This is a genomic window from Tistrella mobilis, assembly GCF_039634785.1.
Taxonomy (GTDB): domain Bacteria; phylum Pseudomonadota; class Alphaproteobacteria; order Tistrellales; family Tistrellaceae; genus Tistrella; species Tistrella mobilis.
Window position 1 is genome coordinate 234909 of the sequence record NZ_JBBIAB010000001.1, and the last position, 12739, is coordinate 247647.

A 12739-nucleotide genomic window follows, 5' to 3' on the forward strand; every position below is an offset into this window, starting at 1 on the left:
CACGGGTCCGGATCAGGCTTCGCCCTGGTCGCGGCTGAAGCCGTCGGCGCCATCGGTCACCAGCAGCTTCTCGACATGCATCCAGCGATGGCGCGCGCCCACCTTGCCGATCAGGGCCAGGGCCGCGGCATCGTCGAAACCGGCCGCGGCATCGGCGCGGCGCACGAAACGGGCGCGCCAGTGGGGGGTGAGTTCGGTGCGCGACACCGCCCCCGGCCAAATCGCGGTGCCGCGGTTGGACAGGTGCTTCAGCCGGAAGGGAGAGCCTTCGGCCAGCGCCGTGATCTCGGCACCCAGTTCTGCAGGGTCTGCGTTCTCCACCTCGAAGAACAGGTCGAAGCCGACATCGTCACGGGTGGTGACGGTGATGCGGTCGGGCAGGGCAGGGGTCGGGGCCTGGACGGCGGCTGCGTCCGCCCCGGCCGGTGCCGTCACCTCGGGCAGGGCGGCGGGGTCGACCCGCTCCAGATTGGCGGCCACCGCCTCGGCAAAGGCCATGGTCGATGCCGCCTCGACCTTGCCGCGGGCCAGATCGCCGGTCAGCACCCGGCCTTCGGACAGGGTCAGCGCCAGCGCCGCCTCGATCCGCGCCGCCGCACGGGCCTCGCCCAGATGGCGCAGCAGCATCAGGCCCGCCTGCAGAAAGGCGGTGGGGTTGGCAAGGCCGCGGCCGGCGATATCGGGGGCCGAGCCGTGGACCGCCTCGAACATCGCCGCATGGTCGCCGACATTGGCGCTGGCGGCGAGGCCCAGGCCGCCGACCAGGCCGGCGGCCAGGTCCGACAGGATGTCGCCGTTCATGTTGGTCATGACCGCGACGTCGATCTGCTCGGGCGCCACCACCAGCTTGTGGGCGCAGGCATCGACGATCATGTGGTCGGTGGTGATGTCGGGATAGCCGGCGCCCACCGCCTCGACCGTGCGCTTGAACAGGCCCTCGGTCAGCTTCAGGATATTGGCCTTGTGCACCGCGGTCACGCGGCTGCGGCCTTCGCGCCGGGCCAGTTCATAGGCCGCGCGGGCGATCTTGGCAGAGCCGCGGCGGGTGATCAGCTTCAGCGCCTGGGCGGTGTCCGGCGTCTGCATGTGTTCGATGCCGGCATACAGGTCTTCCACATTCTCGCGCACGATCACCATGTCGATGCCGCGGCCCGAGAACGGGGTGGTGATGCCGGCCAGTTCCTTCACCGGCCGGATGTTGGCATACATCTCGAACAGCTTGCGCAGCGTCACATTGGCGCTTTTGCCGCCATGGCCGACCGGGGTTTCCAGCGGCGCCTTCAGCACCAGACGGGCGCGTTCGATCGCGTCGACCGTCTCGGCCGGCACGCCGGTCGCGACGCCGGCCGCAAAGGCGCGGCCGCCGGCGATCGCCGGTGTCCATCTCACCGGGGCGGCCGCCGCCTCGAAGATCAGCCGCACGGCTGCAGCGATCTCGGGTCCGATCCCGTCGCCTTCGATCAACACCACTTCGTGGGCGACGGGCTTGACGGTCTCAGTGGTCGTGGACGGCATGTTCCGGCTCTCCTCGATGCGGGACGGGTGCATGGCCGCCGGCATCCCCCCGACACCGCTCAGGTCACGCGCCCGCGCGGCATTTGGGCACAGATCCGCCGTTTGTAAAGTTGCTTCAATCACAGTTTGCCGCCGATGGACCAAAGTCGGGGGCAGATTGAACCCCCGGGCGCAGCCGCATCGCCCCCCGTCCGACCCTCGCGTTCATGATGCAGCGCGGCAAATTGTCGCTCGATGTCAAGTGACCGGGCGCCGAAGGCCCCAGGCTCGTGGATGAACATCGCAAACGACGCCGACCACGGCGCAAGGCATGTGGCACCGGACACGCGGGGAGCGCGTCGCCGGGCCGCAGACGGGGGTCTCATGTCCACGATCACGGAAGCAACCGGTGCCAAGGGCCCGGCTGCGCCGGCGGCCGGCGCACTGCGCCGCGACGCCGTCGGCGTCTCGCACATCGTCTTCTTCGTCCTGGCTGCGGCGGCGCCGCTGACCGCAGTGGTCGGCGCCTCGCCCGCGGCCTTCGCCTTCGGCAACGGCGCCGGCGTGCCCGGCACCTATCTGCTGGTGGGCGCACTCTATCTGCTGTTCGCCGCCGGCTTCACCGCCATGAACCGCTTCGTCGGCTCGGCCGGCGGCTTCTATCCCTTCATCGCCGCCGGTCTCGGCAAGCCGGTCGGCGTGGGCGGGGCGCTGATCGCGCTCGCCACCTACAACGCCATCGACATCGCGGTCTTCGGCCTGTTCGGCTTCTTCATGGCCGACACCACCGGCGGCCTGCTGCCCTGGTGGGCCTTCGCGCTGGCGCTGGGTCTCGCCGTCCATGTCTGCGGCATGCGCCGGATCGAGTTCAGCGGCCGGGTGCTCGGCATCTGCATGGCGGCGGAAATCCTGATCCTGCTGGTGCTGGACCTCGCGATCGTCGCCACCGGCGGCGGCCCCGAAGGCTTCACCGCCACCAGTTTCGCCCCCGCCACCATCGGCGGCGAGGGGCTGGGCATCGGCCTGGTCTTCGTCGTCGCCTCGTTCATCGGCTTCGAAGCCACCGTCATCTTCGGTGAAGAGGCCCGCGATCCGCGGCGGACCATCCCGATCGCCACCTATGTGGCGGTGGTGGTGATCGCCTGCTTCTATGCCTTCTCGACCTGGGCGATCACCCAGTATTACGGCCCGTCCCATATCGTCGCCGCCGCCACCGAACACACCGCCACCCTGTTCTTCGATGCCTCGGACGCGCTGCTCGGCCCGGCGGTGACCACGATCATGAACCTGCTGCTGATCACCAGCCTGTTCGCCTGCGCGCTGTCGTTCCACAACACCATCAACCGCTATTTCTTCGCCATCGGCCGGGAAGGTCTGGCCTGGGCCGGCCTTGCCCGCACCCATGCCGATCACCAGTCTCCTCATGTGGCAGGGCTGGTGCAGACCGGGCTTGCCATGGCTGCCGTCATCCTGTTCGCGCTTTCGGGTCTCGACCCCTTCGCCGTGGTCTTCGCCTGGATGAGCACCTTCGCCAGCATCGGCATTCTGGTGATGCAGATCCTGGTCTCGCTGTCGGTGCTGGGCTTCTTCCGCAGCGACAGCCGCGGCGTCCGGCTCTGGAACCGGGCGATCGCGCCGGCACTGTCGGGCCTCGGGCTTGCCGTCTGTCTCTGGCTGGTGATCGCGAATGTCGAGCTGGTCAGCGGATCGGATTCGGGCCTGGTCGCCGCCTTCCCGCTGCTGATCCTGGCGATCGGCGCCCTCGGCATCGCCTTCGCCCTGGGCCTGCGCGCCCGCAGGCCCGCCGTCTATGCCCGCATCGGCAGGGCCTTCGAAGAGATCGCCTGACCGTCCGCTCTCACACCTTTCCCGGCCCCCGCATCCCCCGCATTCCTTCAGACGTCACGCCTTCAGGAGTTCGCCCCATGGATTGCTGCCACGGCCAGGCCACCCGCACCCTCGACGTGCTGCACCCGCTGCGTCCGCTGTCACCGGACGAGATCCGCAAGGCGGTCTCGATCGTCCGCACCCGGCCCGAACTGGCCGGGCTCGCCATCGAAACCGTCGAGTTGAAAGAGCCCGACAAGGCCGCCTATCGGGCCGGGAGCCCGGTCCCGCGTGAGGCGCGGGTCAACCTGTTCAGCCTGCACCGGCTGGGCGTCACCCGCACCGTGGTCGACCTGGATGCGGGCGCCGTCACCGCGGTCACCGAAGCGCCGGATGCCCGGCCGATGATCCAGCTGGAACAGTTCATGGCGATCGAGGACATCGTGAAGGCGAGCCCCGATTTCGTCGCCGCCTGTGCGAAGCGCGGCATTACCGACATGGCGATGGTCTGCGTCGACCCCTGGTCGGCGGGCAATTTCTCGGTGCCGGGAGAGGAAGACCGCCATCTCTGCCACACCTTCGCCTGGCTGCGGCTGCGCGAGAACGAAAACTTCTACGCCCATCCGATCGAGGGCGTGAATGCGGTGGTCGACCTGAAGACGCAGGAGGTCATCCGGGTCGACGATTACGGCGTCGTGCCGGTGCCGATGGGAGAGCACAATTACGAATCCCAGTTCCGCGACAGCTTCCGCCCGGCGCTGAAGCCGCTCAACGTGGTTCAGCCCGAAGGCGTCAGCTTCCGCCTCGACGGCCCCGTGCTCAGCTGGGACAAGTGGTCGCTGGTGGTGGGCTTCAATGCCCGCGAATCGCTCACCCTCCACGACATCCGCTATGACGGCCGGCCGGTCATCCACCGCGCCTCGCTGGTCGAGATGGTTGTGCCCTATGGCAGCCCCGACAACGGCCATTTCCGCAAGAACGTGTTCGACATCGGCGAATACGGCATCGGCAAGCTCGCCAATTCGCTCAAGCTCGGCTGCGACTGCCTGGGCGCCATCGAATATCTCGACGTCCATCTCGCCACCATGAGCGGCGAGGTGATGACCATCGAGAAGGCGATCTGCATCCATGAAGAGGATTCCGGCCTGCTCTGGAAGCACTGGGACTTCCGCACCGAACGGGCCGAGGTGCGCCGGGCGCGCAAGCTGGTGGTGTCGTGCATCTGCACGGTCGGCAATTACGAATATGCGCTCTACTGGTACTTCCACATCGACGGCACGATCGAGTTCGAGATGAAGGCGACGGGCATCATCAACACCGCCGCCTGCATCCCCGGCCAGCCGCCCAAATACGGCCGCGAGGTGGCGCCGGGGGTGGTCGGCCATATCCATCAGCACATTTTCTGCGCCCGGCTGGACATGGCGATCGACGGCGACGCCAACAGCTTCGTCGAGTGCAACACCTATGCCGAGGCGCCGGGCCCCGACAACCCCTATGGCAATGCCTTCTACGAGGCCCAGACGGTGCTGAAGACCGAGCTGGAGGCCTGCCGGCGGATCGATCCCGCCAGCCATCGTTATTGGAAGGTGATCAACCCCGGCCGGCTGAACCATGCCGGCACGCCGGTCGCCTACAAGCTGGAACCCGGCCATTGCGTCACCCCCTTCGTCCATCCCGACAGCCCCTCGGGAAAGCGGGCGGGCTTCGTGCAGAACCATGTCTGGGTCACCGCCTATGATCCGGAAGAGCGCTTCCCGGCGGGCGAGCATATGAACCATTCGACCGGCGCCGGCGGCCTGCCCGATTTCGTGAAGCAGGACCGGCCGATCGAGAATGCCGACATCGTGCTCTGGCATGTCTTCGGCCTGCACCACCCGGTCCGGATCGAGGATTTCCCCGTCCAGCCCTGCGTGATGACCGGCTTCAAGCTGATGCCGTCGGGTTTCTTCAACGGCAATCCCTGCATCGACATGGCGCCCGAGACCAACGCCGCCAGCTGCTGCGCCCACGCCTCGGCCTGAGGCGCACAAAGGCCTGAGGCGCACAAAGGTACGACGGGAGAGGGAGGGGGAGAGGGTCATGGCCGTGCTGCCGACCTTCATGGGCGGGCTGCTTCTGGGGCTGGCGGGCAGCCTGCATTGCGCCGGCATCTGCGGCGGCATCGCCTCTGCCACCCTGCTTGCCGCCCGGCCCGCCGCCACGGCCCGCGGCCGGGCCGGGGCGCTGCTGCGCATCCAGTCGGGGCGGGCGCTCACCTACACTCTGGCCGGCGCCGTGGCCGGGACCGGCTCGGCCGGGGTCGCCGGGCTGCTCGATCTGGCCGGCGCCAACCAGCTGCTCAGGGTTGCAGCGGCGCTGAACCTGCTCTGGGTGGGGGCCGCCCTGGCCGGCATCGGCCGGGGGCCACGGCTGCTCGACGGCCTGGCCCGCCGGGCGGGTGCCGCCGCAGCCGGGCTGCTGCCGCAGCCGGTTCCCGCCGGCCCCGGTGTCCGCGCCGTCGCATTGGGGGCGGTCTGGGGGCTGATGCCCTGCGGCATGGTCTATGCCGCCCTGCTCACCGCCCTGCTCGCCGGATCCGCCACCGGCGGCGCGCTGGTGATGGCGGGCTTCGCCCTCGGCACCATGCCGGCGGTCGCCGCCGCGGCACTCGGGGCGGGCGGGCTCATCACCCGGGCCCGCCACGGCGCACCACGGCTGCGGCTGGCGGCGGGTGTCGGTCTGGGTCTGATCGGCCTCGTCACCCTGGCGGTGCCGCCGGCCCTGCTCACCGAAATCTGCCTGTTTTAGATGCATGATCCCTGGAATCATTCTGATTGACTAAAAACAGGGCAGACAAAGCCGAAGAACCGGCCCCGCCCGGCGGCTTTATCCCGCAGACCGGGCCACTCTCTCGCTCTTCGAAATAACGGTACGCATCTTGCAAGACGAAGGGGCCCCCGACTCCGAGTAAAACGAGAGTCCGGCCCATGATCTCGCCCCATCACTTCGGTACCATCACCTCGGGCGCCATTGACGGACTGACCTCGATCATCAGGTCGAAGGGCGGCAGGCCGGAAGAGGTCTATGCCCGGATCGGCCTGCCGCCCGAGCCGGGCGGGGCCGAGGTTCTGCCGCTCGCCAGCTTCACCGCCACCCTGGAAGCCGCCGCCGCCGATACCGGCTCCACCACCTTCGGGCTCGATTACGGCCGGGTCTTCGACATCCGCCGGCTGGGCGGGGTGGGGGAGGTGTTTCACTGCGATCTGACGGTCGGCGGCGCGCTGGAGAAGTTCTGCCGCTATCTGCCCACCGCCCAGGACAACACCCGGGTCCGGCTGGAGGTCGCGGGCGATCTTGCCCGGCTGTCCTACGAAATCGAGGATCCGACGGTGCATGAACGGGCCCAGGACGCCAATTTCACCCTGGCGCTGCAGCATCATGTCGTGGCCTGGCTGGCCGGGCCGCGCTTCCGGGCGAGCCGGGTGGAGTTCCGCCACCAGCCCCAGGGCGACGTGCCCGACTATCGCCATCATTTCGACTGCCCGGTCCGCTTCGGTGCGCGCGAGAACGCGCTGCTCTTCCCCGCCCACTGGCTGGATGCCGCAATCCCGACCGCCGATCCCGGCCGCTGCCGGCGGGTGGAAGACGATCTCGCCCGCCGGATGGCCCGCCACACCGCCCGGATCGATTTCACCGCCGGCATCGAGGCCTGGATGGTCGAGGCGCTGCATCGCGGCATGCCGGTGGAACTGGCCGGCCTCGCCGCCGATCTGGGCATGAGCCCGCGCACCCTGCAGCGCAAGCTCGACGCCGCGGGCGTGGCCTTCGCCGATCTGCGCAACCGGGTCCGGCTGCGCCTCGCCCGGGCGATGCTGACCGAAACCCGGATGCCGGTCACCCAGATCGCGCTGCATCTGGGCTATAGCGAAACCAGCGCCTTCACCCGTGCCTTCAAGGCGATGACCGGCCGGTCACCCGCCGCCTTCAGGGCGGCATAACTCCAGATCGCCGGCCGCCGGGCTTGTCACCGGCAGCCGGGTCCGCGAAGATCGGCGACCCGTTCCCGCCGGAGACGCCGCCGATGACCGACCGCCTGCGCCTGATCACCTGGAACATCAATTCGCTGCGGCTGCGCATGCCGCTGCTGGGCCGGGTGGTGGAGGAGACCCGCCCCGACGTGGTCTGCCTGCAGGAGACCAAGGTCGACGACGCCAATTTTCCGCTGGAAGCCGTGCAGGCGCTGGGCTTCGCCCATGTCTCGTTCCGCGGCGACAAGGGCTATAACGGCGTCGCGATCCTGTCGAAGCGGCCGATCGAACCCGCCGGCCACCGCTTCTGGGGTGGTGTCGAGGATGCCCGCCACATCTCGGCCCGCCTGCCCGACGGCATGATCGTGCACAATTTCTACGTGCCGGCCGGCGGCGATGTCCCCGACCCCGAGGTCAATCCGAAATTCGCCCATAAGCTGCGCTTCCTGGACGATCTGACCGCCTGGGGGCCAGAGATCGCCGGCAGCACCGCGCCGCGGATCATGGTCGGCGACCTCAATATCGCGCCGCTCGAAACCGATGTCTGGAGCCACAAGCAGCTGCTGAAGGTGGTCAGCCACACGCCCGTCGAGGTCGAAAAGCTCGACGCCGTCCAGGCCGCCGGTGCCTGGGTCGACGTGGTCCGCCAGGTCATCCCGCCCGAACAGAAGCTCTATTCCTGGTGGTCCTACCGTGCCCGCGACTGGGCCGCCGCCGATCGCGGCCGCCGGCTCGACCACATCTGGACCGACGCGACCCTGGCCCCCCGGGTGCGCGGCGCCCTGGTCCTGAAAGAGGCGCGCGGCTGGGAACAGCCCTCCGACCATGTGCCGGTGATGGTCGATATCGATCCGGCCTGAGAGCCGGACCTCCGACACATCACCGCTTCATCAACGCGAAGACGCCCCATCCGAGATAGTCACGGGTATGGGCGGCATAGCGCACCGGCTCGGTCGTCAGTCTGGCGCGCACCTCGCCTGCAAGCTCGTCATCCGGATTGGCATCCAGCCACCGCCGCATGGTGAGCCATTTGGCCGCCTCGTATCTGTCCCACCCGTCCTGGTCGGCCAGAACCATTTCCACCACGTCGTAACCAAGATGCCCGAAAGAGGCGAGCCGTTCGGGAAGCGGCAGAAAATCGGCAATGCCGCCGGCAAGGCATCCCCGGGCGACCTCGTCGGTCGGAGGCAGGCGACGCCAGTAGGGTTCGCCGATCAGGATGATGCCACCGGGGCGCAGGCTGCGTGCCAGAAGCTCGACCGTGCCGTCAACGCCGCCGGCAATCCAGGTCGCGCCGACACAGGCCGCCACATCGACCTTCCGGTCAGAGACATGACCGGCCGCATCGTCGTGGATGAAGCTGACCTGGTGGGCGACGCCGAGGTCTTCGGCCCGGCGCCGTGCCTGCCGGGTGAACAGCGCACTCATGTCGATGCCGGTGCCGGTGATGCCGTGATCGCGCGCCCAGGTGCAGAGCATCTCACCCGATCCGCTGCCCAGATCGAGCACCCGGGCCCCCGGCTTCAGACGCAATGCGGCCCCCAGCGTGGCAAGCTTTTCGGGAGTGATCGGGTTGTGGATGCGGTGTGCACTTTCGGTGATGTTGAAGATCCGCGGAATGTCCATCGCTGAAGGCGCCCCTCGAACGGCAAGGCTTTGCAGTGTTCGGCCCGATCATAACGGCCCGATCTGCGGCAACATATCTGGCCGAAGGCGGCATTCCGCCGCAGCAGCCCGGGGCCGGACATGAAAACGGGCGCCGCAACAACACGGCGCCCGCAGGTCGGACGGTCCTGTGCCCGTTCGGGCAGAGGGGCATACAGGCCCTCAGTCGGCCCAATACATGTCGGTCAGCGGGGTGATCAGTTCCGGCGCGTTCTTCCAGTAGCCGCGCAGCTTCGCGTCGTAGACGCCGGCCTGGGCCAGCTGGAACAGGAAGCCGTGCACGGCATCGTCGGCCAGTTTGGTCTGCAGGCCCTTCAGCTTTTCGATCTGCTGCTGCGGGTCGACGGTCTTGCGGAAATCGTCGTACATCGCGCGGAACTCGGGGCTGTCATAGCCGTAGAAGTACTCCGTGCCCTTGATGTAGTTCGACAGGTCGCGCGGCGAGACATGCGCGATGATCGTCATGTCGTAGAGCTTCTTCTTGTAGACCTCCGACAGCCAGAACGGGAATTCCACGTTCACCAGCTGGACGCGGATGCCGCCGGCGGCCAGCTGCTCGCGGATGATCTCGCCCGAGCGGCGGGCATAGGGCGGCGGGGGCAGCTGCAGGGTGGTCTCGAAGCCGTTGGGGAAGCCGGCCTCGGCCAGCAGTTCCTTGGCCTTGGCGACGTCATGCGGATAGCGGCCGGTCAGGTCGACATAGGCCGGGTTGTGGGGCGGGAAATGGCTGCCGATCGGGGTGCCGTAGCCCGACATCGCGCCGTCGATGATCTCCTGACGGTCGAGCAGATGGTTGATCGCCCGGCGCACGCGGATGTCGTTGAAGGGCGGCTTGGCGTTGTTCATCGCCAGGATCACCTCGCCCTCGGTCGTGCCCGAGACCACGACGAAGCGCTTGTCCTGCTTGAACTGCTCCAGCGTCTCGGGCGCCGGGATCACCGGGAAGGCGTTGATGTCGCCCGAGAACAGCGCCGCCGCGGCGGTGTTGGGATCGGGGATCACCCGGAAGCTCACCTCGCGCAGCTTCGCCTTCGCCGCCAGCCGGTTGGCGTCGTTGCGCTCCAGCACCACGCGATCGCCGCGCACCCATTCCTTCACCTTGTAGGGGCCCGATCCGACCGGCGTGGTCTTGTTGTTCGCAGCCGTGTCCGGATGCACGATCGCGGCATCGCCCATCGCCAGATTGGCCAGGAAATAGGCGTCGGGCTCCTTCAGCCGGATGACCACGGTGGTGGCGTCCGGGGTTTCGATGCCGGTGATCAGCGCGAAGATCGTCTTGCTGGGATTGGTGCTGTCCGGCGCCATCGCTCGTTCGAAGGCGAATTTGACCGTGGAGGCATCCAGCGGCTTGCCGTCGGTGAAGGTCACGCCCTCGTTCAGCTTGAAGGTATAGACCTTGCCGTCGGGCGACACCTCCCACGACTTCGCCAGCAGCGGCTGCACCGTGCCGGTCTCGTCGGCGGTGGTCAGCGTCTCGAACACGTTCCGGGTCAGGATGGTGTCGATCGACGCGGTGGCGTCCGAGGTCGGGTCCATCGAGGTCGGCTCCTGCTGGATGCCGATCACGAGGGTATCACGGGGGGCGGCCTCGGCCGCCATGACAGCGCCGAACACCGCGAAGGCGGCGACAACGGCAGCTTTAAGCGTGCGACGGTGCATGCGGGTGCGATCCTGTTCTTATCTGCAGCCTGAAGACGGCGGCAACGCCGGGGGAGTGCCGGTGAGCCAGAGAATGGTAGCGGATCGCGACGGAAGTTCTGCAAAAATATGACACTTATATGACAGCGCCCGCATCGATCCTTTCGATGCGGGCGCCGTTCGGGTCCGGAATATTACGCGCCGGTTGCGGCCGGCGCCATCCCCGGGATCAGAGGATGAACTTGGAGAGATCGGCATCGCGCGAGATGCCGCCCAGCTGCTTCTCCACATAGGCCGCATCGATCGCGACCGTCTGGCCGGAATGGTCGGTCGCGCCGAAGCTGACCTCGTCGAGCAGCCGTTCCATCACCGTGTGCAGACGGCGGGCGCCGATATTCTCGACGCCGCGGTTGATCTCGGCGGCGATGTCGGCGATGGCGGCGATGCCGTCGGTCTGGAAGTCCAGCGTCACCCCCTCGGTGCCGAGCAGGGCGGCATACTGGCGCACCAGGCTCGCCTCGGGCTCGGTCAGGATCCGGACCAGATCGTCGCGCGACAGCGCTTCCAGCTCCACCCGGATCGGCAGGCGGCCCTGAAGTTCGGGCAAGAGGTCCGAGGGCTTGGCGACATGGAAGGCGCCCGAGGCGATGAACAGGATGTGGTCGGTCTTGACCGCGCCGTGTTTGGTCGCGACCGAGGTGCCCTCGATCAGCGGCAGCAGGTCGCGCTGCACGCCTTCGCGGCTGACATCGGCCCCGCTGCGGCCTTCACGGGCGCAGATCTTGTCGATCTCGTCCAGGAAGACGATGCCGTTCTGCTCCACCTGGGCCAGGGCGGTGCGGGTGATCTCTTCCTGGTCGAGCAGCTTGTCGCTTTCTTCGGTCAGCAGCAGCTCCATGGCCCGCTTGACCGTCAGCTTGCGCCGCGCCTGGCGGCCGCCGAACATCTTCGACATCATGTCCGACAGGTTCACCATGCCCATCTGGCCGGGCGGCATGCCCGGCACCTCGAAGGCCGGTGCCGCGACCGAGGTCTCGGCGACCTCGATCTCGATCTCGCGATCGTCCAGCGTGCCTTCGCGCAGCATCTTGCGGAACTTCTGCCGGGTGTCGGCATTGGCGGTCTCGCCGACCAGGGCGTTCAGCAGCCGCTCTTCGGCGCCGAGTTCGGCCCGGGCGCGGACATCGCGCCGGCGCTGCTCGCGCACCTGGACCAGCGCCACCTCGACCAGGTCGCGGACGATCTGTTCCACGTCGCGGCCGACATAGCCGACCTCGGTGAACTTGGTCGCCTCGACCTTCAGGAAGGGCGCGTTGGCCAGCTTGGCCAGCCGGCGCGCGATCTCGGTCTTGCCGACGCCGGTCGGGCCGATCATCAGGATGTTCTTGGGCAGAACCTCCTCGCGCAGCCCTTCCGGCAGCTGCTGGCGGCGCCAGCGGTTGCGCAGCGCCACGGCCACGGCGCGCTTGGCCTGGCCCTGGCCCACGATATAGCGGTCGAGTTCCGAGACGATCTCGCGCGGGGTAAAGGCGGGGGTGTCCATCACGCGGTCTCCAGGCTCTCGACGACGACTTCGTGGTTGGTGTAGACGCAGATCTCGGCCGCAACCTTCATCGACTTGCGGGCGATGGTCTCGGCGTCCAGCCCCTCGATATCGGCCAGCGCCCGGGCGGCGGCCAGCGCATAGGTGCCGCCCGATCCGATGCCGATGATGCCGTCCTGCGGCTCCAGCACGTCGCCATTGCCGGTCAGCACCAGCGAGACCTTGGCATCGGCCACGGCCATCATCGCCTCCAGCCGGCGCAGATAGCGGTCGGTGCGCCAGTCCTTGGCCAGCTCCACGCAGGCGCGCGCCAGCTGCTTCGGGTGCCGTTCGAGCTTCGCTTCCAGCCGCTCGACCAGCGTGAAGGCATCCGCCGTGGCGCCCGCGAAGCCCACGATCACGCTGCCGTCGCCGATGCGCCGCACCTTGCGGGCATTGGCCTTCATCACCGTCTGACCGAGCGACACCTGCCCGTCACCCGCGATCACCACCCGGCCGCCCCTGCGCACCGAAAGGATCGTGGTGCCGTGCCATGTCGTCGTCGTCTCGCCGTTGCTCATCGTCT

10 protein-coding genes are annotated in these 12739 nt (G+C 68.1%); 5 read left to right on the forward strand and 5 right to left on the reverse strand.

The window, feature by feature from the left end; genetic code table 11:
- Positions 1-12 precede the first annotated feature (12 nt).
- Entirely contained in the window at positions 13-1515 is a 1503-nt protein-coding gene (locus tag WI697_RS01135; RefSeq protein ID WP_062769081.1) for an NADP-dependent isocitrate dehydrogenase, read from the reverse strand.
- 363 nt (positions 1516-1878) lie between these two features.
- Here WI697_RS01135 and WI697_RS01140 point away from each other — a divergent pair, with 363 nt between their 5' ends.
- The 5 genes from WI697_RS01140 to xth all read left to right on the forward strand — a co-directional run bounded on the left by WI697_RS01140 (position 1879) and on the right by xth (position 8188).
- Positions 1879-3342 (forward strand): APC family permease, encoded by a 1464-nt coding sequence (locus tag WI697_RS01140; protein ID WP_298650272.1) that lies wholly within the window; start codon positions 1879-1881, stop codon positions 3340-3342.
- Between the two features lie 77 nt (positions 3343-3419).
- Positions 3420-5342, forward strand: coding sequence for a primary-amine oxidase (locus WI697_RS01145; protein WP_345957109.1), 1923 nt, complete (start codon positions 3420-3422; stop codon positions 5340-5342).
- Between the two features lie 58 nt (positions 5343-5400).
- On the forward strand, positions 5401-6108 hold the full coding sequence (locus WI697_RS01150) for a sulfite exporter TauE/SafE family protein (protein WP_298650277.1): 708 nt from the start codon (positions 5401-5403) through the stop codon (positions 6106-6108).
- Positions 6109-6287: 179 nt separating this feature from the next.
- Positions 6288-7298: an AraC-like transcriptional regulator QhpR gene (gene qhpR, locus WI697_RS01155; protein ID WP_345957110.1), complete on the forward strand. Its 1011-nt coding sequence runs from the start codon at positions 6288-6290 to the stop codon at positions 7296-7298.
- 83 nt (positions 7299-7381) lie between these two features.
- On the forward strand, positions 7382-8188 hold the full coding sequence (gene xth, locus WI697_RS01160) for an exodeoxyribonuclease III (RefSeq protein WP_345957111.1): 807 nt from the start codon (positions 7382-7384) through the stop codon (positions 8186-8188).
- 19 nt (positions 8189-8207) lie between these two features.
- Here xth and WI697_RS01165 read toward each other — a convergent pair whose 3' ends face one another.
- From WI697_RS01165 to hslV, 4 genes are all read right to left on the reverse strand, one after another.
- Positions 8208-8954, reverse strand: coding sequence for an SAM-dependent methyltransferase (locus WI697_RS01165; protein WP_345957112.1), 747 nt, complete (start codon positions 8952-8954; stop codon positions 8208-8210).
- Positions 8955-9155: 201 nt separating this feature from the next.
- Positions 9156-10652 (reverse strand): ABC transporter substrate-binding protein, encoded by a 1497-nt coding sequence (locus tag WI697_RS01170; protein ID WP_231889384.1) that lies wholly within the window; start codon positions 10650-10652, stop codon positions 9156-9158.
- Between the two features lie 208 nt (positions 10653-10860).
- On the reverse strand, positions 10861-12174 hold the full coding sequence (hslU, locus tag WI697_RS01175; RefSeq protein ID WP_345957113.1) for an ATP-dependent protease ATPase subunit HslU: 1314 nt from the start codon (positions 12172-12174) through the stop codon (positions 10861-10863).
- Positions 12174-12734: an ATP-dependent protease subunit HslV gene (gene hslV / locus WI697_RS01180; RefSeq protein ID WP_014746864.1), complete on the reverse strand. Its 561-nt coding sequence runs from the start codon at positions 12732-12734 to the stop codon at positions 12174-12176. The genes hslU and hslV overlap by 1 nt, the downstream gene beginning before the upstream one ends.
- Between the last annotated feature and the right edge of the window lie 5 nt (positions 12735-12739).